Below are 20,537 nucleotides of genomic sequence, written 5' to 3'. Positions count from 1 at the left end.
GGCTCCGGCCCCGCGTCAGCCGCGGGGCCGGACCTCGCCCATCGGTCCCCAGCCGGCGAGGTCGGGGGAGTCGACGTACATGATCGACGGGGTGGCCGAGACCCAGTCGGGCATCTCGCCGGTCGCCTTCCGGAAGTGGTCGGACGCGGTGTGCACCGCGCCGGCCTCGGCGTCCCGGAAGCCCTCGACGAGCACCCAGGTGTGCGGCTCGTCGACGCTGCGCGACCACTCGAAGAAGACGTTGCCGGGCTCGGCGCGGACGGCCTCGGTGAACTCGCCGACCAGCTCGGGCCAGCGGTCGTCGAACTCGGGGCGGACCGGCCACTTCACCACGATGAGGATCACCCGGCCAGCCTAGGACGGTCGCCGCCGGGCGGCGGCGACCTGCGGACCGGCGGCGACCAGCCAGTCGTCGAGCGCGCCGGGGGAGTCCCACGCCTTGTCCAGCAGGTACAGCCCGCGGGTGGGGGTGGTGGCGCCGAGCTCGACCAGCACCGGCTTGAGCAGCAGGTCCGGGGCCATCGCGTGCCCCGGGCCGGCGCCCAGCATCAGCGGGACGGCGACCACGCCGACCAGGTCACCGGTGCCGACCTGGTCCAGGAACAGCTTGAGCAGGCCGGTGTAGGTGGCCTTGTAGGTGGGGCTGGCGACGACGGCGACCTCGGCCTCGCGCAGGGCGCCCACCGCGTCGGCGACCGCGGGGTCGCCCCAGCCGAGCAGGCCGGCGCCCAGGTCGACGACGTCGACGACCCGGTCCGGCGGGGCACCGGTCAGCCGCTCCACCACCAGCTCGGCGGCGGCGCGGGTGCGGGAGCGGGGCTTGGGGTTGCCGACCACGGCGATCGTGCTCACGACACAAAGTCCACCATGTCGATGGAGTTTGACGTCTTTGGGGGTCGTCTGCCACCCTCGTGGCAGGTCACGAGTGCCAGCGACAAGCCCCGGCTCGCTGGCCGGCAACCCTCCTCCGCGAGCGGGTGCCCCGGGTGACGACCTGGCGGCTGCAGTTGCGCAGCCGCAATAGCGCGGACCCGTGCCCCGGGTCCCCGGCCCGAAGGAGCACCTCCATGTCCAGCGCCGTCCTCTGCGCCCCCGTCACCGACTCCGCCCCAGCCACCTCGGCCCCCGCTGCCGGCGCCGTCCCGCTGCTGCCGGTGGTCGGGGCCGACACCCTGGTGCCGCTGGTCGCCGGCGGCACCGCCCGCTACGTCGACCTGGACACCGCGGCGAGCAGCCGGGCGCTGGAGTCCGTCGCCGCCCGGGTCGCCGAGGCGCTGCCGCTGTACGCGAGCGTGCACCGCGGCGCCGGCTACCTCTCCCAGGTCTCGACGGCGCTCTACGAGGACGCCCGGGCCACCGTGGCCGGCTTCGTGGGAGCCCGCGCCGACGACGTCTGCGTGCTGGTGCGGCACACCACCGACGCGCTGAACCTGCTGGCCGGCTGCGTGCCCGACGGCGGCGCCGTGCTGGTGCTGGACTGCGAGCACCACGCCGACCTGCTGCCCTGGCAGCAGCGCGGACCGGTCACCGTGCTGCCGACCGCGCCGACCGTGGTCGAGACGCTGCGGGCGCTGGGCGCCGAGCTGGTCGCCGCCCGCTACGCGCTGGTCGCGGTCACCGGCGCCTCCAACGTCACCGGCGAGGCGCTGCCGCTGGACGAGGTGGTGCAGCTCGCGCACGCGGCCGGCGCCCGGGTGCTGGTGGACGGCGCGCAGCTGGTGCCGCACCGGCGGTTCTCGCTGGCCGCCTCCGGCGCGGACTACGTCGCCTTCTCCGGGCACAAGACTCACGCGCCCTTCGGCTCCGGCGCGCTGGTCGGCCGGCGCGACTGGCTGGACGCCGCGCCCGCGTACCTGGCCGGCGGTGGCGCGGTCCAGGAGGTGACGGTGGAGGAGACCAGCTGGGCCGCCGCCCCGCACCGGCACGAGGGCGGCTCACCGAACGTGCTGGGCGCCGTCGCGCTGGCGGCGGCCTGCGAGGCGCTCGCCGCGCTGCCCGCCGGCGCGCTGGCCGACCACGAGCGGGCGCTCCGCGAGCGGCTGGTCGCCGGGCTGGGCGCCCTGCCCGGCGTCCGGGTGCTCCGCATCTGGGCGGACTCGGCCGAGCCGACCGGCGTGGTGTCGTTCACCGTGGCCGGCGCCGACCCCGGCCTGGTGGCCGCGTACCTGTCGGCCGAGCACGGCATCGGGGTGCGCGACGGCCGGTTCTGCGCCCACCCGCTGCTGGCCCGGCTCGGCGTGCCCGCCGGCGCCCTGCGGGCCAGCGTCGGGGTGGGCTGCACCCTGGACGACGTCGACCGGCTGCTCACCGCGCTGGACGCCTTCCTCTCCGCCGGCCCGCAGGTGGCCTACGCCCGGGTGGAAGGGCGGTGGCAGCCGGCCGACGACCCGCGGGCCGCCGAGCTGGCCGCCGCCGTCCGGGGTGCCGGCTGCGGGCCCGCGGAGCGGTGAGCGGCCGCTCAGTGCGCCAGCAGCACCGTGCGCAGCTCGTGGGCGCCGTCGGCCCGGGTCGCCTCGTAGAACCAGCGGGCGCCGCCGCCGGGCAGCGCGACGACGTCGGCGTAGCGCAGGCCGCCGGGCGGGTGCGGGCTCTGCAGCAGCGGGCCGCCGTCCGCCGCGGTGAAGGTGCCGGCGCCGTCCTGCACGGCCAGCCCGGTGCGCTCCTCCCAGTTCTCCGCCGCGGTGGCCCGGCCGTCGTAGAGCGCCCAGCTCCGGTCGCCGTCGAGCACCACGGTCGCGATGCGGACGCCGCGGGCGTCCCAGCTGCCCGGGGTGCCGGCCAGCGCGGTGCCCTGCCAGGTCCAGTCCACGCCGTCCGGGCTGGTGGCGTGCTCGGTGGTCATCCGGTCGGTGGCCGCGGGGTCGTCGAGCGGGTGCACCGAGGCCCACAGGTGCCACTGCGCGCCGTCGTGCCGCAGCACCGGGTCCTGGGCACCTACGGCGCCCAGCTGCGGGGCCTCTACGTCCAGGTGCCGCGGGAGCGGGTGTTCCTCCTGCGGTACCGGCAGCTGGTCGACACCCCGGGGCAGACGCTGGACCGGGTGAGCGAGTTCCTCGGCGTGCCGCCCGGGGTGGCGCACACGGTGGCCCCGGAGAACGTCAAGCCGTTCGTCGCCGACACCCCGCGGTACCGGCTGCTGGCCCGGCTCGCCCGGGCCGGCGCGGCGCTGGGCGCGTACGCGCCGCCGCAGGTGTGGCGGCAGGCCGGCCGGCCGCTGGTCGCCGCGCTGCACGCCGGCCGCGCGCCCCGGCCGACGCTGCCGGTGGAGGTGCGCCGCGAGGTGCTCAGCACCCTGTTGCCCGACATCGAGCTGCTCGAGGAGCTCACCGGCGAGAGCTTCGCCGACTGGAAGGGCGACACCGGACGCGGGGACTTCCGCTCCCGCAGCGCCGCCCGCACCTGACCTGCGCCCACACCTGACCCCGCCGACACCGAGGAGAGACCCGTGACCGTCACCGACACCGACACGTTCGCCGCCGACTGGGCGGCCTGGCACGAGCAGCACGAGGCCCGGCGGGCCGACCCGCACGGGTTCCTGGCGATCACCGGCCTGCACTGGCTGACCGGCGAGCCGCAGCGGGTGCCCGGCGCACCGGGGGAGTGGTCGACCGGGCCGGACGGCGTCGTCGTGCGGCTCGGCGAGGGCGAGGAGCTCGTCGTCGACGGGGCGCCGGTGCACGGCGAGCACTCGTTCGGCGTGCTCCCCGAGCGCGGCGGCGTCAGCCCGGTGCACGGCGACGCCGTCGTCGAGGTGGCCCGCCGGGGCGGCTCGGACGTGGTCCGGCCGCGGCATCCCTCGAACCCGGTGCTCGTCGGGTACCCGGGGACGCCGGCCTACCCGGCGGACCCGCGGTGGGCGGTGACCGGGCGGTACGTGGCCTTCGACGAGCCGCGGCCGACGACGGTCGGCGCCGTGGTCGAGGGGCTGCAGCACGTCTACGACGCCCCCGGCCGGATCGAGTTCGAGCTCGACGGGCAGCCGCTGTCGCTCACCGCCTTCAACGGGCCCACCCCGGGCAGCTTGTTCGTGCTGTTCACCGACCGGACGTCCGGCGTGACCACGTACGCGGCGAACCGGTCGGTGGCGGTGGACGCACCGGCACCCGACGGCACGGTGACCCTGGACTTCAACCGGGCCACGAACCTGCCCTGCGCCTACACCGAGTTCGCCACCTGCCCGCTGGCGCCGGCGGAGAACCACCTGCCGGTCGCGGTGGAGGCGGGGGAGAAGAAGCCGCTCGGCTGACGGCGGTCACCCGGTGGTCGACGGCCACCGGGGACCGCACCTCTCAGAACGGTGGCGGGTCGTCGTCCGGTGGCGGGTCGTCCGGTGGATCGGTGCCCGGCGGGGAGAGGCCGTCGCTCCCGTCGGTCAGGCCGCCGGGGTGGGTCGTCACCTCGTACCCGGTGGGGGTGGTGAAGCGCAGGCCGCCGCCGGCCACCGCGTCCAGCCGCCAGCCGGGTGCCTGGTGGACCAGCCGGTGGTGGTGCCGGCACAGGCAGCACAGGTTGCCGGCCGACGTCGGCCCTTCCGGGAAGCGCACGACGTGGTGCAGGTCCGAGCGGGTGCCCGGGCGCCGGCAGCCCGGGAAGCGGCAGCGGCGGTCGCGGAGCTGGACGTGCCGGCGCAGTGCCCCGGTGGGCGCGTAGGCCGCGGTGGGTGGTGGACCCAGGGCCGAGCCGGCGCGCAGCCCGGCGGCGTCGGTCAGCCCCAGCAGCTGCCCGGTGAGCTCGTCGACCAGCGCGATCTGCGGCCGGTCGGCGAGCGCGGTACCGGAGAGGTTGCGGGTGGCGAGCAGGCCGGCCAGGCCGGACCGGGCAGTGTCGGTCGCGTCGGCGGCGTCGGTCGGGTCCTCGGGTGGTGCTGACCGGGTGGGTCGCTCGGTGGGGAGCAGGCCGAGAGCACGGGCGAGCGCCCGGAGCATCTCCGCGGGCACGACGTCGCCGGCCACCTCGCCCGGGTCGTCCCCGCCGAGCAGTGTGCGCACGGTGGCGATGATCGTGAGCTGCGCCTGCACCGGGGCCAGCCCGTGTTCGCCGGGACGCAGCACCAGGTCGACCAGGCAGTCGGCCATCCGCTGCTGGCGGGTCCGGCCGTCGTCCGGGGTTGCTGCCGCGTCCGCGTACTGCCGCAGCGCGTCCTCCATCGCGCGCACGACCGGCAGCGGCAGGTCGGTGACCGACAGCGTGCCCAGCCCGTCACCCGTCGGGTGCACCGTGATGCCGCGTTCGCGCAGCGCCGCGGTCACCCGGCGGCCGATGGCCTGGCCGTCGAGGCGCTGCACGACCCGGTGGGCTGCGGCGCGCAGCTGCGGAGGGGTCTTGTGCCCCAGCCTGGCGAGCAGCCGGGCCTCGGCATCCGCGCGGATCTCGTCGTCGAGCGGGGCGACCACGTCGCACAGGACCGTGGCGTGCTCCCACGTCAGCCGACCCTCGGCGAGCGCCTCCAGGGTGGCGGGCAGCAGGTGGACCAGCTGGAGCGACTGCACCATCCAGGACTCGGCGCGGGCAGCGGTGAGGCAGAGGGCGGTGGCGACCTCGTCGACCGCCCACTCGCTGACGCTCACGAGCACGGACGACCGAGCGGCACGGGTGGCCGCTGCCGCGGCGCCGACCTCGGTGTCCGGTCGGTCGCCGGACGCCGGCCGGGCGCGGCAGAAGTCGGCGATCCAGCGTGCCCGGTAGGCCTGCGACGTGCCGATGACCTGCTGCTCCTCGCGGAGGAGGTCGAGCGCGAGGTGGCCGTTCTCCAGTTCTGCCCGCAGCGGAGCGAACGCCTCGTCGGCCCAGCCGTCGGTCGGCCGGTCCAGCACGCTCGTCGAGTCGAACACGTGTTCGATCATACCGGCTCGACGCGTCGCTCACCAGCGAGGACGACGGCCTGTGGACAGGTGACTGCGCTGGTCAGGCGAGCAGCGCGTGTGCCGCCAAGCCGAACGGCGCGGCGTCGACCGGGGCACCGACGGCCAGGTCGGCCAGCACCCGGCCGACCGCCGTGGCGGACTTGAACCCGTGCCCGCTGAACCCCGCGGCCACCACCACCGGCCCGACCCGGTCGAGCACGAACTCCCCGGTCGGCGTGCTGGTGTAGGTGCACGACACCGGCTCCGGCGTGTCGGCGTCCAGCCCGGGCAGCCACCGGCGCACGTACTCCTGCAGCTGCGCCAGCCGGCCGGGCTCGGGCAGGTGGTCCCGCCGGTCCGGGTGCACCTCCGGCCCGGTGCCGTGGAAGCCGACCTTCACGCCCTCGCCCGGGCTGGCCAGCCCGTACACCCCGCTGGGCCAGCCCTCGGCCGGGTCGGGGTCGGCGGTGAACGCCGGCCACCCGGCCGTGGGGTCCAGCGGCCGGAAGTGCGCCGGCTGCTCCTGGGTCACCCGCAGCGGCGGCAGCCGCAGCCCGGGCAGCACGTCGGCGGTCCACGCGCCGGCCGCGACGACGGCGGTGCGCGCCCGGACGACCGCGCCGGCCGCCGAGCGCACCAGCACGCCGGCGCCGTCGGCCTCGACCGCGGTGACCCGCCGGTGGTGCCGGACCACCGCCCCGTGCGCGGCGGCCGCCGACTGCAGCGCGGTCACCGCGGTGTCGGCGTCCACCCGGCCGGCGGTCTCCGGCTCGTGCAGCACCGGCCCGGGGAAGCGCATCCCGGGCCAGCGCTGCTCGGCCTCGGCCGCGGCCAGCCACTCGTGCGGCACGCCGGCGGCCGCCATCTCGCGGAGCCGGCCCAGACCCGCCGGAGCCGCGGTGGCGACGCCCGGAGCCGGTGCAGCACCCGGACGCCGGCCTCCGCCTCGAGCTCGCCCCACAGCGCCCGGGCCTCGGCCACCAGCGACTGGTGGTGCGGCTGGGCGTAGCTGCTGCGGTAGATCCGGGCACGGCCGTGCGAGGCGCCGTGCGCGTGGCCGGGACCGAACCGCTCCAGCAGGACGACGTCCACGCCGCGCCGGGCCAGCGCCCACGCGGTGGCCGACCCCATCACCCCGCCGCCGACCACCACCACGTCGGTACGACGCGGGGTGGCCGGGCCGGCCGTGGTCAGGACGCCACCGTCGGGTTGACGACGGGCTCCTCGACGGCCTCGTCGGTGAGCCCCCAGCGCTCCAGGGTCTCGGTGTAGCTGCCGTCGTCGAAGGCGTGCTGCAGGCCGGCCTGCACGGCCGCGGCGAGCCCGTTGCCCTTGAGCGTGGTCGCCGCGACGTAGGTGGTGTTCGGCCACCCGGCGTTGACGGTGCCGACGACAGCCACCTGCTCCTTGCTCTCCTGGTACACCGCGTTCGGGTTCGGCCCGAGGTAGGCGTCGACCCGCCCGGACTTGATCGCCAGCAGCGCGTCGGCGGCGTTGGCGTAGTAGTCCAGGGTGGCGGCCTCCAGCCCGGCCGCCTCGTTCTCCGCGTTCCAGTCCAGCAGGATGCGCTCCTGGTTGGTGCCCGAACCGACCGCGAGGGTCAGCCCCGCGATGTCCGCAGCCTCGGCGATCGACAGGTCGCTGTCCGGGGCGGCGGTGAAGGCCATGATCCCCTGGCGGTAGGTGGCGAAGTCGAACAGCTGCAGCCGCTCGGCGTTCACGCCCACGTTGCTGAACACCGCCTCGACGTCGCTGCTCTGCACCGACAGCGGCCACTGCTCCCAGGAGATGTTGCGGACCTCGAGCTCCAGGCCGAGCGACTCGGCGACCAGCGAGGCGATGTCGACCTCGCTGCCGACGACGGTGCTGTTGTCGTCGGAGAGGAAGGCCAGCGGCGGGTCGCCGGCGCCCACGATGCCGACGGTGAACCGGCCGTCCTCGGCGATCGCGTCGGGCACCAGCGCCGCGGCGTCGGGGTCCTCGTCGGTGGTGGCGCGGTCGGCCTGCTCCGGGCTGGTGTCCACGGTGAGCTGCTGGGTGGCGCCGGCCTCGGCCTGCGCCTCCGCCTCGATGTCGGCCGAGCTGCTGCACGCCGACAGCAGGGTGACCGTGGACAGCAGCAGGGCGCTGGTGACGGGGAGGGCCGGGCGGGGACGGGTCCTGCGGGTGCGGGTCATCGGGGGTGCCTCTCGGGGGTCAGGGTGGTCAGGCGGCCTTGGGCGCGTGCCATCGCCGGACGGCGCGGGTGCGCCGTCCGAGGTGTGCGGAGTGGGAGTGGGGGGCTACAACACCCGGGCCAGGAAGGCGCGGGTGCGGTCGTGCTGCGGGGCGTCGAGGACCTGCTCGGGCGGGCCCTGCTCGACCACCCGGCCCTCGTCCATGAAGACGACCTGGTCGGCGACCCGGCGGGCGAAGCCGATCTCGTGGGTGACGACGATCATCGTGGTGCCGGTGCTGGCCAGGCCCTCGATCACCGCGAGCACCTCACCGACCAGCTCCGGGTCCAGCGCCGACGTCGGCTCGTCGAACAGCAGGACGGCCGGGCGCATAGCCAGCGCCCGGGCGATCGCCACCCGCTGCTGCTGCCCGCCGGACAGCTGCCGGGGGTAGGCGCCGGCCCGGTCGCCCAGGCCGACCCGGGTGAGCAGCTCGCGGGCCTCGGCCTCCACCTCGCTGCGGCGGCGGCCCTGCGCGGACACCGGCGCCTCGACGACGTTGTCCAGCGCGGTGAGGTGCGGGAAGAGGTTGAAGGACTGGAACACGAACCCGAACCGGGTCCGCTGCCGCAGCACGTCCTTCTCGTGCAGCTCGTAGAGCTTGTCGCCCTTGCGGCGGTAGCCGACCAGCTCGCCGTCCAGGGCGATGAATCCGCGGTCGACCTTCTCCAGGTGGTTGATGCTGCGCAGCAGCGTCGACTTCCCCGAGCCCGAGGGGCCCAGGGCGACGGTCACCGTGCCCGGCTCGACCACCAGGTCGACCCCGTGCAGCACCTCCACGCCCGCGTAGGACTTGTGCACGCCGTGCACTTCGACCCGCCCTGGGCGGGCGGTCACCGCGGTCATCGGGTGGCCCCGCGCGGGGCGCCGAAGCGGGAGAGGACGGCGCGCAGCTCGGCGCGCACCCGCTGGACCGGGGTGGGGGGCAGCGTGCGGACCGCGCCCCGGGCGTAGTGCCGTTCGACGTGGTACTGGACCACCGTGACCACCGTGGTGAGCACGATGTACCAGATCGCGGCGACGACCAGCATCGGGAGCACCCGCTGCGTGCGGCCGTAGATGACGCTGACGGTGTAGAACAGCTCGCCCAGGGCCAGCACGTAGACGATCGAGGTGCCCTTGAACAGGCCGATCACCTCGTTGACCGCGGTCGGCACGATGGTGCGCATCGCCTGCGGGAGCACGATCCGGGTGGTCTGCCGGCGCCGCGGGATGCCCAGCGAGGCAGCGGCCTCGTGCTGGCCCTGGTCGACCGAGAGGATCCCGGCGCGGACGATCTCCGCCGAGTAGGCGGCCTGGTGCAGCCCCAGCCCGAGCACGGCGGCGCCGAACTTGTCGATCAGCGAGAGCGTCTCGACGCTGGCGAAGGACGGGCCGAACGGGATGCCCAGGTCCAGGTTCTGGTAGAGGTAGGCGAGGTTGTACCAGAGCAGCAGCTGCAGGATCAGCGGCACCGAGCGGAACACCCAGGTGTAGCCCCAGCTGACCGCCTGCAGCAGCGGCGACCGACTCAGCCGCATCAGCGCCAGCACCGTGCCCAGCGCGAAGCCGAGCACCGCGGTGATCGCGGTCAGCTGGACGGTGGTGAGCACGCCGCGGACGATCGACTCCTCGGTGAGGTAGGCGCCGACGACGTCCCACTCCCACCGCGGGTTGGTGACCAGGCTGTTGAGCACCATCGCCAGCAGCACGGCGACGACGGCGGTGGCGACCCAGCGGCCGGGGTGCCGGGCCGGCACCACCTCGAGCTGGTCGTACGGCGTGCCGCCCGGCGGCGCGGCCGCCGCGGGTCGGGTCTCCAGGGTGGTCATCGCGGGTCTCCCGGGAGCTGCTTGTCGAAGGCGTAGAGGCGCTGGGCGACCGGCAGGGCGCGCAGCGTCTCGGTGTCGGTGGGGCGGGGGACGGCCGGGTCGAACAGCGGCGTCCAGCCCGCGGCGAGGTAGAGGTCGCGCGCCTCGGGCTGGCGCGGGCCGGTGGTGAGGTACATCCGCCGGTAGCCGTGGGCGGCGGCCCGCTGCTCCAGCTCGGCGAGCACCCGGCGGGCCAGCCCGCGGCGGCGGTGCGACGCGGCGGTCCACATCCGCTTCACCTCCGCCGTCCCGGGGTCGGGGTGCCGCATGAAGGCGCCGCCGGCCACGGCCACGCCGCCGTCGGTCAGCAGCACGAAGTCGCCGTCCGGGGGCCGGAAGGTGCTGGCGGGGTAGCGGGTGAGCTCCTCGGCGGCGCCGCCGAACAGGTCGCCGTAGCGGGTGTCGTACTCGACGGCGAGCTCGGCGAAGAGCGGCGCCGCGAGCGGGTCGTCGGGGGAGACGCTCAGCACCCGGAACTGGTCCAGGGGCGGACGGGACAGGGACGTGGACATGCGGGAGGGACTCCTGGGCGGAGGAGGGCGCGCCGGCGGTCGCCGCGGACGGCGACGGGGTGCGGGGGAGGGAGGAGGGGTGTGCCGCGGTCAGCGACAGAGCGCGCTGTCGGTGCGCAGGAGGTCGACGGTCGGCCGGCCGACCAGGTGGACCGAGACGACGCTGTCGACGGAGACGGCGCGCACCGAGCGCGTGCTGGTCTCTCTCACGGGTGTGGCTCCTCGTTCGTCCCCTCGGGAGGGGGCCGCTGCTTGCCGGGCGCGGATGCGCACGGCCAGGTCGTCACCCGGGGCACCCCGTCGCAGGGAGGGTTGCCGGCCAGCGAGCCGGGGCTTGGTGCTGGCGCTCAGGACCTGCGGCGGACAGTAGAGCCCCACCCCACCTGCCGTCAAACACGATCGACTTGGTAGACATATCCCTGCACCGACACGCCGGACCGGGAACACCCGGGCCCGCACCGTCGGTTCCCCGAGTGGACAGCCCCGCAGAGAGGAGACGCCCGTGCCCGGCACCGCCCTGGTCAGCCGCCGCCACGTCGACCTCCTGCGGACGGCGAGCGCGCAGTGTCGGCCCGGACCCGCCGACCCGCGTCCCTGACCGCCCCCTCTCCGGGAGCCCCGCTTGTCCCTGCCCGACCCCGCACACCACGCCCGCCGCGCCGGCCCCTCGATCGTCGTCGTGGGTGCCGGCCCCACCGCCATCGGCCTGCTCGAGCGGCTGGTCGCGAGCGCGCCCGAGTTCACCGACGGCACCCGCCTGCAGGTGCACCTCGTCGACCCGCACCCGCCCGGCGGGGGCCGTGTGTGGCGCGCAGCCCAGCCCGCGCTCCTGTGGGCCAACTCCCTGACCGCCGACGTCACCGTGCTGCCCGACGCGTCGGTGACCGTCGAGGGCCCGGTGGGCGAGGGCACCACGCTCTGGCAGTGGGTCGAGGCGGTCGGCCGCGCGCTGCCCGCCGACGACCCGGTGGGCGAGGAGGCGCGGCGGGTGACGCCGACGTCGTTCCCGTCCCGGCCGCTGGTCAACGCCTACCTGGGCTGGGTGCTCGCCGAGGTGGTCGCCGCGGCCCGCCCGTGGGCCGACGTGCACCTGCACGAGACGAGGGTCGTCGACGTCGACGTGCGGCCGGACGGGGTGGCCGTCGAGCTCGCCGACGGCCGGGTGCTGCGCAGCGACCTCGCCGTCCTGGCGCAGGGCCACCTCGACGCGCACGCCACCCCGGCCGAGCGCGAGGTGCTGCGGCTGGCCGACGACGCCGGGCTGGTCTACGTGCCCACCGGCTACACCGCCGACCTCGACCTGGCCGGGCTGGCCCCGGGCGAGGACGTGCTGGTGCGCGGCGCCGGGCTGGCCTTCGTCGACCTGATGGTGCTGCTCACCAGCGGCCGGGGCGGCCGGTTCGAGCCCGACGGCGACCGGCTGCGCTACCTGCCCTCGGGCCAGGAGCCGGTGCTGCACGTGGGGTCGCGGCGGGGCGTGCCGTACCAGGCCAAGCTCGGCTACGCCTGGCCCGGCCCCCCGGTGCCGCTGCGCTTCTTCACCCCCGAGGCGCTCGACGCCGCCTTCGGTCCCGACCGGCCGCTGGACCTGCGCACCGACCTGGCCCCGGTGATCGCCCGCGAGCTCGGGTGGGCGCACTACACCGAGCTGTTCGCCGCCCACCCGGAGCGGATCGCGCTGCCCTGGGCGGAGTTCGCCGCGGGGTACGCCACCACCGACGACCCGGCGGCGGTCGGCGACCTGGTGGCCCGCGCCGTGCCGGACCCGGCCGACCGGTTCGACCTGGCCGCCCGCGACCGGCCGCTGGCCGGCGCGCGCTTCGACACCGCCGACGAGCTGCAGGACGCGGTGCGCGCGCTGGTGCGCGCCGACCTGACCCGGTCCGCCGACCCGGCGCACAGCACCGACGCCGCCGTCTTCACCGCCCTGCTGTTCTGCCACGGCACGATCGCGGGGCTCGTCGGCGCCGGCCGGCTGACCCCGCGGTCGGAGGCCGAGGACGTCGCCGGCTGGTGGATGAACCTGTTCAGCTACCTGGCCAGCGGCCCGCCCGCGCCGCGGCTGGCCGAGCTGCTGGCGCTGTCCGAGGCCGGCGTCGTCCGCTTCCTGGGCGCCGACTCCCGCTTCGAGCTCGACGCCGACGCCGGGGTGTTCCGCGCCCGGTCGGTGTCGGTCGACGCCGTCGTCACCGCCCGGGCGATGGTGGAGGCCCGGGTGCCCGCCCCGGCGGTGCAGGCGACCCCCGACCCGCTGGTCACCGCCCTGGTCACCCGCGGCGTCGCCGCGGAGAAGACGGTCGCCGGGGGCCTCGGCACGGGCCGGCTGGCGGTCGACACCGGGCAGCGGGTGGTCAGCGCGACCGGGCAGGCGCAGGACCGGCTGTTCGCGGTCGGTTTCTGGACCTCCGGTGCGCAGGTGGCCGCCTTCGCCCGGCCCCGCACCAACGCGCCGTTCTTCCGCCAGAACGACGCCCTGGCCCGCCGGCTGTGGCAGTCGCTCGTCCCCGCCGCGGTCGCCGTCGCCGCGTCCGCCGCCTGAACCCCCGGAGACGTCCATGAGCACCCACCTGCACCTCGCCGTCGCCCTCGACGGCGCCGGCTGGCACCCCGCCGCCTGGCGCGAGCCCGACGCCCGCCCGGCCGAGCTCCTCACCCCCGCCTACTGGGTCGACCTGGTCCGCGAGGCGGAGGCCGGCCTGCTGGACCTGGTCACCCTCGAGGACGGGCTGTCCCTGCAGTCCGCCGACCGGTACCGCCCCGACGACCGCACCGACCAGGTGCGCGGCCGGCTCGACGCCGTCCAGGTCGCCGCCCGGGTGGCCCCGCTGACCCGCTCGATCGGGCTCGTGCCGACCGCCGTGGTCACCCACACCGAGCCCTTCCACCTGTCCAAGGCGATCGCCACCCTGGACTACGTGAGCACCGGCCGGGCCGGCGTCCGGGTCAAGGTGGGCGCCAGCCCGGCCGAGGCCGCCCACCTCGGCCGCCGCCGGCTGCCCGACGTCGGCACCCTCGCCGAGGACGACGCCGCCGGCCGGGCCGCCGTCCGCGAGCTGTTCGACGAGGCCGCCGACTGGGTCGAGGTGCTCCGCCGGCTCTGGGACAGCTGGGAGGACGACGCCGAGATCCGGGACGTGGCGACCGGCCGGTTCGTCGACCGGGAGAAGCTGCACTACATCGACTTCGAGGGCCGGCACTTCTCGGTCAAGGGCCCCTCGATCACCCCGCGGCCGCCGCAGGGGCAGCCGCTGGTGACCGCCCTGGCCCACCAGCAGGTGCCCTTCGAGCTGGTCGGCCGCAGCGCCGACGTCGGCTTCGTCACCCCGACCGACACCGCCGACGCCCGCCGCATCGTCGGGGCCGTCCGGTCGGCGCAGGCCGCCGCCGGGCGCGCGGCGGAGACGGTGCACGTCTTCGGCGACGTCGTGGTGTTCCTCGACGACGACGCCGCGACCGCCCGCGCCCGGCGGGACCGGCTCGACGAGCGCGCCGGGGCGCCGTACGAGAGCGACGCGCAGGTCTTCGCCGGCACCCCCGCCGAGCTGGCCGACCTGCTCACCGACCGGGCGGAGGCCGGGCTCACCGGCTTCCGGCTGCGGCCGGCGACGCTGCCGCACGACCTCCGCCAGGTCACCACCGGGCTGGTGCCCGAGCTGCAGCGCCGCGGCCTGTTCCGCACCGCCTACGAGGCGACCACCCTGCGCGGCCTGCTCGGGCTCCCGCGCCCCGCCAACCGCTACGCGACCGTCTGAGAGCCGATCATGCCCAAGCAGGTGCACCTCGCCGCCCACTTCCCCGGCGTCAACAACACCACCGTGTGGAGCGACCCGGCGGCCGGCAGCCACATCGAGTTCAGCTCCTTCGTCCGCTTCGCCCAGGCCGCCGAGCGCGGGAAGTTCGACTTCCTGTTCCTCGCCGAGGGGCTGCGGCTGCGTGAGCAGAACGGCGCGATCTACGACCTGGACGTCGTCGGCCGGCCGGACACCTTCACGGTGCTGTCCGCCCTCGCCGCGGTCACCGAGCACCTCGGGCTGGCCGGGACGATCAACTCCACCTTCAACGAGCCCTACGAGGTGGCCCGCCAGTTCGCCACCCTTGACCACCTCTCCGGTGGCCGGGCGGCGTGGAACGTCGTCACCTCCTGGGACGCGTTCACCGGGGAGAACTTCCGCCGCGGCGGCTTCCTGGCCCAGGACCAGCGGTACGAGCGGGCCCGCACCTTCCTGCAGACGGTGACCGAGCTGCTGGACTCCTGGCACGGCGACGAGGTGGTGGCGGACAAGGAGTCCGGCGTCTTCCTCGCCGACCCGGCGGCCGGGTCGTTCGCGCACGCCGACGCGCACTTCGACATCGCCGGCCGTTTCGACGTGCCGCGCAGCCCGCAGGGCCGGCCGGTCGTGTTCCAGGCCGGCGACTCCGAGGAGGGCCGCGAGTTCGCCGCCTCAGCGGCCGACGCGATCTTCAGCCGGCACGCCACGTCGGAGGCCGGGCAGGCGTTCTACAGCGACGTCAAGGGCCGGCTGCCCAGGTACGGCCGGCGCAAGGAGGACCTGCTGATCCTCCCGGCCGCCACCTTCGTCATCGGCGACACCGACGCGGAGGCCGCCGACCTCGCCGCCGAGGTGCGCAAGCAGCAGGTGTCCGGCTCCACGGCCCTGCGCAAGCTGGAGGAGGTCTGGAACCGCGACCTGTCCGGCTACGACCCCGACGGCCCGCTGCCCGACGTCGACCCGGTCATCGGGGAGCACACCGTGGCCCGCGGTCGGGCCAGCGTGCGGATGAACCGCGACCCGATGGCGGTGGCGGCGGCCTGGCGGGAGCAGGCGGAGGCCAAGGGCCTGTCGATCCGCGAGCTGATGATCCAGATCAGCAGTCGGCAGGACTTCGTCGGCAGCGCGGCGACCGTGGCCGCGCAGATGGACGACCTGGTGCAGTCCGATGCCAGCGACGGCTTCATCCTGGTCCCGCACATCACCCCCGGCGGGCTGGACCCGCTGGTCGACCAGGTGGTGCCGCTGCTGCAGGAGCGCGGCGTGTACCGCACCGACTACGAGGGGACGACGCTGCGGGACAACCTGGGGCTGCCGCCGCTGGGCTGACCGCCCCGCCCGGCCGCCACCGGGCCCGGGTGCTGGGCTGCCGGGCTCCGGTGACCTAGCGGCCGCGGGCCGGCAGCAGGCCCTCCTCGTGGTCCAGCTCCCGCTCCAGGATCCGCAGCCCCTCGTCGGGCAGCCGGGCGGCGTCCCGCCAGCGCAGCAGCTCCTCGCGCTGGGCGCCGATCACGGCCCGGCGCAGCCGCAGCGCGGCCTCGTAGGTGGGCGACAGCGGGATGTCGCCGCCCTCGGCGGCGTTCAGCACGTCCAGGCGGGTGCGGTACCGGTCGAGCCGGGTGCGCAGCTGGGCCCGCAACGTGACCAGCGCCTGCTCGTCGACGTCGTCGTGCTCCTCGGACTGCATGACCTCCAGCCGGGCCAGGCCGGCCTCGGCGGCCGCGATCCGCGCCTGGTTGCGCAGCCGCGCCTCGTCGGCCTGGTCGGCGTAGCAGCCCAGCGCCCGCACCAGCGGGGCGAAGGTGATGCCCTGGCCGACCAGGGTCACCAGCACGGCGAGGAAGGCGCAGAACAGCAGCAGGTCGCGGTCGGGGAACGGCGCCCCGCTGTCGGTCACGACCGGCAGGGTGAAGATCGCGGCCAGGCTGATCACCCCGCGGGTGCCGGCCCAGCTGAGCACCACGATCTCGCGGATCGTCAGCCGGTCGCTCTCCGCCGGTTCCACGCCTCCCTCGCGCACGTCCTGACCACCCAGCCGGGTGTGCAGCGACCGGGGCAGCGACTCGGTGAGCAGCAACCACAGCGGGCGGACGACGAGCATCACGCCCACGGTGATCGACGCGGCGACGACGATGGTCGAGGTGTCGTACTGGCCCAGCCCGCGGATGACGGTGGGCAGCTGCTGGCCGATGAGCAGGAAGACGATGCCCTCGAGCAGGAAGTCGACCAGCCGCCAGACGGCGTCGGTCTGCAGCCGGCTCGCCCCCGACGTCCAGTACGGGGCGTTGTGCCCGATGACCAGCCCGGCGACGACGACGGCGAGCACGCCGGAGACGTGCACCGCCTCGCCGAGCAGGTAGGCGACGAACGGGGTGGCCAGCGAGATCGCGTTGGACGACAGCGGGTCGCGCCGCAGCCGGCGCAGCGGCCGGACGCCGTAGGCGACCACCAGCCCGGCCACGACCCCACCGGCGGCGGCGATGACGAACTCGCCGACGGCGGCCGGCGTGGAGAACCCCTCGCCCTGCGCGGCGCCGACCGCGACGGTGAGCAGGGTGAGCGCGGTGGCGTCGTTGAGCAGCCCCTCGCCCTGGATCAGGGTGATCAGCCGCGGGGGCAGGCCGACCCGCCGGCCCACCGACAGCGCGGCCACCGGGTCCGGGGGCGCGACGGCCGCACCGAGGGCGATGCCGGCCGCCAGCGTGGCGCCGGTGACGAAGAGGGCGAAGCCGGCGCCGATGAGCACGGCGGTGACCAGCACGAGCAGCACCGACAGGCTGACCACGGTGCGCAGGTTCCGCCGGATCGCACCCAGCGAGGCGTCCAGGGCGGCGCTGTAGAGCAGCGGGGGGAGCACCAGGGTGAGCACCAGGTGCGGGTCGAGGCTCACGTTCGGCCCGGGCAGCAGCGCGTAGGCGATGCCGAGCAGGGTGAGCAGCGCGGCGGCCGGCAGCCCGGTGTGCTCGGCGACCCAGCGCACCGCGACGATCACCGCCACCGCGCCGAGGACCAGCAGCAGCATCGTCTCGGCGCTCACCGCACCAGTCTTCCCGACCCTGCTGCCGGTCCCGGGGTGGGCCCGGGTCAGGCGCGGGCGGCCTCGAGCTCGGCGGCGGTGGGCGGGTCGGCGCCCGGGCGGGTGCAGGCCAGCGCCGCGGCCAGGGCGGCGTCGTCCAGCAGTGCGGCGAGCTCGTCGTCCGGCAGACCGGCGAGCGCGTCGTGCGCGAGCGTGCCGGTGCGCACCAGGCCGGCGAACAGCGCCGCGGCCAGCGTGTCGCCGGCGCCGACGGTGTCGACCACGGTGACCGCCGGGGGCTGCCGGCGCACCAGCGGCCGGCCCGGCCGGGCGGCGCGCAGCGCGCCCCCGCCGTCGGTGACGACGACCAGCGCCGGGCCCTCGGCGGCCCAGCGGACGGCCGCCTCGTCGAGGTCGGCGCCGGGCTCCAGCCACGCCAGGTCCTCGGCGCTGACCTTGACCAGGTCCGCCGTGCGGCGCAGCTCACCGATCCGCGCCCGGACGGCGTCCGCGTCGGCGACCAGCGAGGCGCGGACGTTCGGGTCGAAGCTCACCAGCGCGCTGCCCTCGGCCCGGACCCGGCGCACCAGGTCGGCGATGGCGTCGGACCCCGGCGGCGTCCAGCTGGAGATCGAGCCGACGTGCACGATCCGCGTGCCGGCCGGCCAGTCCCGGGCCAGCTCGGCCGGGGTCCACTGCCAGTCGGCGGCGCCGACGGTGTGGAAGGAGTAGCCGGCCGACCCGTCGTCGCGCAGCTCCACCACCGCCAGGCTCACCGGCTCGGGGGCGTCGACCATGGCGTCGGTGGCCACCCCGTTGCGAGCGGCGTGTGCGCGCAGCAGCGTGCCGAACGGCCCGGGCCCGACCCGGGACATCAGGTGCACCTCGGTGCCCAGCCGGGCCGCGGCGACGGCCACGTTGAGCGCGTTGCCGCCGGGGAAGGCGGTGTACTGCGGGGCCCCCGTGCTCCCGGCGCCGGCCACCGGGATCAGGTCGACCACGAGCTCGCCGCACACGGTGATCACCGCCACACCGTAGCTGCGGCCCGGTGGCGCCGCCGGGGACGGTCAGCGTTCGTCGTTCGGGTACACGACCCCCAGCTGGGCCCGGACGCCGTCGAGCAGCCGCATGGTGGCCAGCGAGTGCTCCAGCGGCACGACCGGGCTCTCGGTGAGCCCCTCCTGCAGGCAGCGGGTGACCTCGCGCAGCTCGTGCACGTAGCCGGAGCCGATCAGCGCGAACTCCTCGGTGCGCGGCTCCGCGTCGCCCACCTGCACGTCGAGGCGGGTCGGCCGGTACACCGAGTCCGGCCCGGTGCTGCGGACCCAGCCCTCGCTGCCGCAGACCAGCGCGGTGTGCGGCGAGCGGGCCAGCAGCGAGGTGGTCAGCTGCGCCTGCGCGCCGGAGTCCCAGCGCAGCGTCAGGGCGTTCTGCGCGTCCACGCCCTCGGCGTTCAGCGTCCCCACCGCGGTGACCTCGTCGGGCAGCCCCAGGGTGCCCCACGCCCACAGCAGCGGGTAGACGGCGAGGTCGAGCAGCGCGCCGCCACCGTCGGCGCGTGCCCAGATCCGGGCCGTCGGGTCCTGCGGCGCGGGGAAGGCGACCTCGGCGGCCACCCAGTGCACGGTGCCGATCTCACCGGACGCGGCGATCTCCAGCGCCCGCTGGTAGGCCGGCAGGAAGCGGGTCCAGACCGCCTCCATCAGGAACAGCCCCCGCTCGCGGGCCAGGTCGACCAGCTCCTGCGCCTCCCGGGCGTTGACGGTCACCGGCTTCTCCACCAGCACCGACTTGCCGGCGGTCAGTGCCGCGCGGACCACCTCGGCGTGCTGGGCGTGCGGGGTGGCGACGTAGACCACCTCGACGTCCGGGTCGGCCAGCAGGGCCTCGTAGCCCAGGCGCTCGTCGGTGTCGGAGTACGACGTGGCGAAGCCGAACTGCCCGGCGAAGGCCGCGGCGCGGTCCGCCCGGCGCGAGCTGACCGCGTGCAGGACGGCGTCGGACAGCAGGGCGAGGTCGGCGGTCACCGTGGCGGCGATCGCGCCGGTGGCCACGACGCCCCAGCGGACCGGCCGCCCGGTGGCGGTGCGCGGGTCGGCGTCGAGCAGCTCGGGGCGGGCGATGAAGGGAGTGGTCACGCTCCCACGCTAGGGCAGCCGGTCCTGGCAGCATGGCCCGCATGACCGATGCACCGAAGGGGCCGGCCAGCTACTTCCCGGCCATCGAGGCGAAGTACGGCCGCCCCGTCAGCTAGTGGCAGGACCTCATCCGGGCCTCGCCGCTGACGAAGCACATGGAGCTGGTCAGCTGGCTCAAGACCGAGCACGGCATGGGCCACGGGCACGCCAACGCGCTGGTCGCCGCGACCCTCGCCGAGGGCTGAGCACGGCTCCGCCGAGCGGGCTCACCGCCCCCGGCGGACCTCGTTGCCGACCACGGTGTTGCGCAGCACGCCGAGCCGCTCGACCTCGACCTCCACGACGTCGCCGGGCTGCATCAGCCACGGGGGCGTGCGCGAGTAGCCGACACCGGAGGGCGTGCCGGTGGCGAGCAGGTCGCCGGGCCGCAGGGTGAACGTGCGCGAGATCAGCGAGAGGGTGTCGCCGACGGTGTAGACCATCTCGTCGGTCCGTCCGTCCTGCACGGTCTCGCCGTTGACCCGGGTCTGCACGCGCAGCCCGTCGCGCAGGTCGCCGACCTCGGCGGCCGGGACCATCGGCCCGAGCGGGCCGGAGCGGTCGCCGTTCTTGCCGAGGGTCCACTGGCTGGTGAGCTTCTGCGCCCGCCGTGCGGTCAGGTCGTTGAAGGTGGAGTAGCCGACGACGGCGGCCAGCGCCTCGTCAGGCGTGGCGTCGACCAGGGTCTGCCCGACCCAGGCGACCACCTCGCCCTCCCAGTCCAGGCCGTCCTCGTCGACCGGGACGGGCACCTCGGCGCCGTCGACGGTGAGCGAGGCGGTCCAGCGGGCGAACAGCGTCGGGTACGGCGGCACGCCCTCGGCGGCGTAGGACCCCTCGGCGACGTGCTTGAGGTAGTTCAGCCCGATGCAGACGACGCGGGCGCCGGGCAGCACCGGCGGCACGAACTCGACCTCGGCGGCGGCGACCGCCGCCCCGGCCGGCTCGCGGTCCACGTGCGCGGCGGGTGCGGCCCAGAAGTCCTCGAGCGGGGCCAGCACGGTCACGGCCGTGCCGTCCTCGGACAGCGTGGCGACCTGTACGCCGTCGCCCCGCCGGATGCCGACGATCCTCATGCCCGGTCTCCCTCCGCGGGGTGCGCCGGGGGCACCTCGCGTCGGTCATCGTGCCTGCTCGCCGCCGGGGCAGCGCG

21 protein-coding genes, 1 pseudogene and 2 riboswitches are annotated in these 20,537 nt (G+C 75.8%); of the genes and pseudogenes, 8 read left to right on the top strand and 14 right to left on the bottom strand.

Translation table 11 applies throughout. The annotated features are described in order from the left end of the window. Positions 1–15: 15 nt before the first annotated feature. Together HL054_RS08525 and HL054_RS08520 are read right to left on the bottom strand one after the other, a co-directional pair. Entirely contained in the window at positions 16–345 is a 330-nt protein-coding gene (locus tag HL054_RS08525; RefSeq protein ID WP_369138475.1) for a putative quinol monooxygenase, read from the bottom strand. Between the two features lie 9 nt (positions 346–354). Then, on the bottom strand, positions 355–852 hold the full coding sequence (locus HL054_RS08520; protein ID WP_369138473.1) for an NADPH-dependent FMN reductase: 498 nt from the start codon (positions 850–852) through the stop codon (positions 355–357). A gap of 65 nt (positions 853–917) precedes the next feature. Continuing rightward, positions 918–1,030: riboswitch (SAM riboswitch) on the top strand. Between the two features lie 37 nt (positions 1,031–1,067). On the opposite strand from HL054_RS08520, the gene HL054_RS08515 reads away from it, so the two are divergent. Then, entirely contained in the window at positions 1,068–2,450 is a 1,383-nt protein-coding gene (locus HL054_RS08515) for an aminotransferase class V-fold PLP-dependent enzyme (protein WP_369138472.1), read from the top strand. Positions 2,451–2,458: 8 nt separating this feature from the next. Here the strand turns inward: HL054_RS08515 and HL054_RS08510 are convergent, their stop codons facing one another. After that, positions 2,459–2,920 (bottom strand): hypothetical protein, encoded by a 462-nt coding sequence (locus tag HL054_RS08510; RefSeq protein ID WP_369138470.1) that lies wholly within the window; start codon positions 2,918–2,920, stop codon positions 2,459–2,461. On the opposite strand from HL054_RS08510, the gene HL054_RS08505 reads away from it, so the two are divergent. Together HL054_RS08505 and HL054_RS08500 are read left to right on the top strand one after the other, a co-directional pair. Beyond that, positions 2,909–3,403 carry a hypothetical protein gene (locus HL054_RS08505; protein WP_369138468.1) on the top strand — a complete coding sequence of 165 codons (495 nt, stop codon included), beginning with the start codon at positions 2,909–2,911 and terminating at the stop codon, positions 3,401–3,403. The genes HL054_RS08510 and HL054_RS08505 overlap by 12 nt on opposite strands. Before the next feature lie 42 nt (positions 3,404–3,445). Then, positions 3,446–4,246, top strand: a complete 801-nt coding sequence (locus HL054_RS08500; RefSeq protein ID WP_369138467.1) for a DUF1684 domain-containing protein — start codon at positions 3,446–3,448, stop codon at positions 4,244–4,246. 43 nt (positions 4,247–4,289) lie between these two features. Here the strand turns inward: HL054_RS08500 and HL054_RS08495 are convergent, their stop codons facing one another. The 7 genes and pseudogenes from HL054_RS08495 to HL054_RS08465 form a co-directional block, all read right to left on the bottom strand. Continuing rightward, positions 4,290–5,831, bottom strand: a complete 1,542-nt coding sequence (locus tag HL054_RS08495; RefSeq protein WP_369138466.1) for an HNH endonuclease signature motif containing protein — start codon at positions 5,829–5,831, stop codon at positions 4,290–4,292. A 73-nt stretch (positions 5,832–5,904) separates the two neighbouring features. Then, positions 5,905–6,804 (bottom strand): FAD-dependent oxidoreductase, encoded by a 900-nt coding sequence (locus HL054_RS08490; RefSeq protein WP_369138465.1) that lies wholly within the window; start codon positions 6,802–6,804, stop codon positions 5,905–5,907. Then, a pseudogene (locus tag HL054_RS08485) lies at positions 6,771–6,995 on the bottom strand (FAD-dependent oxidoreductase); the annotation flags it as partial. The gene HL054_RS08490 and the pseudogene HL054_RS08485, both read right to left, overlap by 34 nt. 38 nt (positions 6,996–7,033) lie before the next feature. Next, positions 7,034–8,020 (bottom strand): ABC transporter substrate-binding protein, encoded by a 987-nt coding sequence (locus tag HL054_RS08480; protein ID WP_369138464.1) that lies wholly within the window; start codon positions 8,018–8,020, stop codon positions 7,034–7,036. Positions 8,021–8,125: 105 nt separating this feature from the next. Continuing rightward, positions 8,126–8,905: an amino acid ABC transporter ATP-binding protein gene (locus HL054_RS08475; RefSeq protein ID WP_369138463.1), complete on the bottom strand. Its 780-nt coding sequence runs from the start codon at positions 8,903–8,905 to the stop codon at positions 8,126–8,128. Further along, complete coding sequence (locus HL054_RS08470; protein WP_369138462.1) at positions 8,902–9,870, bottom strand: amino acid ABC transporter permease; 969 nt, start codon at positions 9,868–9,870, stop codon at positions 8,902–8,904. The genes HL054_RS08475 and HL054_RS08470 overlap by 4 nt, the downstream gene beginning before the upstream one ends. After that, positions 9,867–10,421, bottom strand: a complete 555-nt coding sequence (locus HL054_RS08465) for a GNAT family N-acetyltransferase (protein ID WP_369138461.1) — start codon at positions 10,419–10,421, stop codon at positions 9,867–9,869. Before HL054_RS08465 ends, HL054_RS08470 begins: the two co-directional genes overlap by 4 nt. A 243-nt stretch (positions 10,422–10,664) precedes the next feature. After that, positions 10,665–10,776: riboswitch (SAM riboswitch) on the bottom strand. Positions 10,777–10,923: 147 nt separating this feature from the next. Between HL054_RS08465 and HL054_RS08460 the strand changes: the two genes are divergently transcribed. From HL054_RS08460 to HL054_RS08445, 4 genes are read left to right on the top strand one after another with little or no spacing between them, the layout of a single operon-like run. Then, on the top strand, positions 10,924–11,019 hold the full coding sequence (locus tag HL054_RS08460) for a putative leader peptide (RefSeq protein WP_369138460.1): 96 nt from the start codon (positions 10,924–10,926) through the stop codon (positions 11,017–11,019). A 24-nt stretch (positions 11,020–11,043) separates the two neighbouring features. Next, positions 11,044–12,960 carry an FAD/NAD(P)-binding protein gene (locus HL054_RS08455; protein ID WP_369138459.1) on the top strand — a complete coding sequence of 639 codons (1,917 nt, stop codon included), beginning with the start codon at positions 11,044–11,046 and terminating at the stop codon, positions 12,958–12,960. A gap of 16 nt (positions 12,961–12,976) precedes the next feature. After that, the gene (locus tag HL054_RS08450; RefSeq protein ID WP_369138458.1) at positions 12,977–14,173 is read left to right on the top strand and encodes an LLM class flavin-dependent oxidoreductase; all 1,197 of its coding nucleotides are present in this window, start codon (positions 12,977–12,979) and stop codon (positions 14,171–14,173) included. 9 nt (positions 14,174–14,182) lie between these two features. Further along, entirely contained in the window at positions 14,183–15,520 is a 1,338-nt protein-coding gene (locus tag HL054_RS08445) for an NtaA/DmoA family FMN-dependent monooxygenase (RefSeq protein ID WP_369138457.1), read from the top strand. A gap of 55 nt (positions 15,521–15,575) precedes the next feature. Here the strand turns inward: HL054_RS08445 and HL054_RS08440 are convergent, their stop codons facing one another. Genes HL054_RS08440 through HL054_RS08430 form a run of 3 tightly spaced genes read right to left on the bottom strand, consistent with a single transcriptional unit; the run spans position 15,576 to position 19,345 of the window. Further along, a complete protein-coding gene (locus HL054_RS08440; RefSeq protein ID WP_369138456.1) occupies positions 15,576–17,228 on the bottom strand; it encodes a Na+/H+ antiporter in 1,653 nt (550 codons plus the stop codon). Positions 17,229–17,275: 47 nt separating this feature from the next. After that, entirely contained in the window at positions 17,276–18,232 is a 957-nt protein-coding gene (locus tag HL054_RS08435; RefSeq protein ID WP_369138455.1) for a PfkB family carbohydrate kinase, read from the bottom strand. Between the two features lie 42 nt (positions 18,233–18,274). Further along, positions 18,275–19,345 (bottom strand): Gfo/Idh/MocA family protein, encoded by a 1,071-nt coding sequence (locus tag HL054_RS08430; RefSeq protein ID WP_369138454.1) that lies wholly within the window; start codon positions 19,343–19,345, stop codon positions 18,275–18,277. 128 nt (positions 19,346–19,473) lie between these two features. On the opposite strand from HL054_RS08430, the gene HL054_RS08425 reads away from it, so the two are divergent. Beyond that, positions 19,474–19,590 (top strand): DUF4287 domain-containing protein, encoded by a 117-nt coding sequence (locus tag HL054_RS08425; protein WP_369139080.1) that lies wholly within the window; start codon positions 19,474–19,476, stop codon positions 19,588–19,590. 21 nt (positions 19,591–19,611) lie between these two features. Here the strand turns inward: HL054_RS08425 and HL054_RS08420 are convergent, their stop codons facing one another. Next, positions 19,612–20,460 carry a fumarylacetoacetate hydrolase family protein gene (locus HL054_RS08420; protein ID WP_369138453.1) on the bottom strand — a complete coding sequence of 283 codons (849 nt, stop codon included), beginning with the start codon at positions 20,458–20,460 and terminating at the stop codon, positions 19,612–19,614. Positions 20,461–20,537: the final 77 nt, after the last annotated feature.

Origin of the sequence: Modestobacter versicolor (assembly GCF_041028285.1) — a bacterium.
GTDB classification, from domain to species: Bacteria; Actinomycetota; Actinomycetes; order Mycobacteriales; family Geodermatophilaceae; genus Modestobacter; species Modestobacter versicolor_A.
The sequence above is the reverse complement of the archived record's forward strand: the minus strand, read 5'-3'. Positions and strand labels throughout refer to the sequence as shown.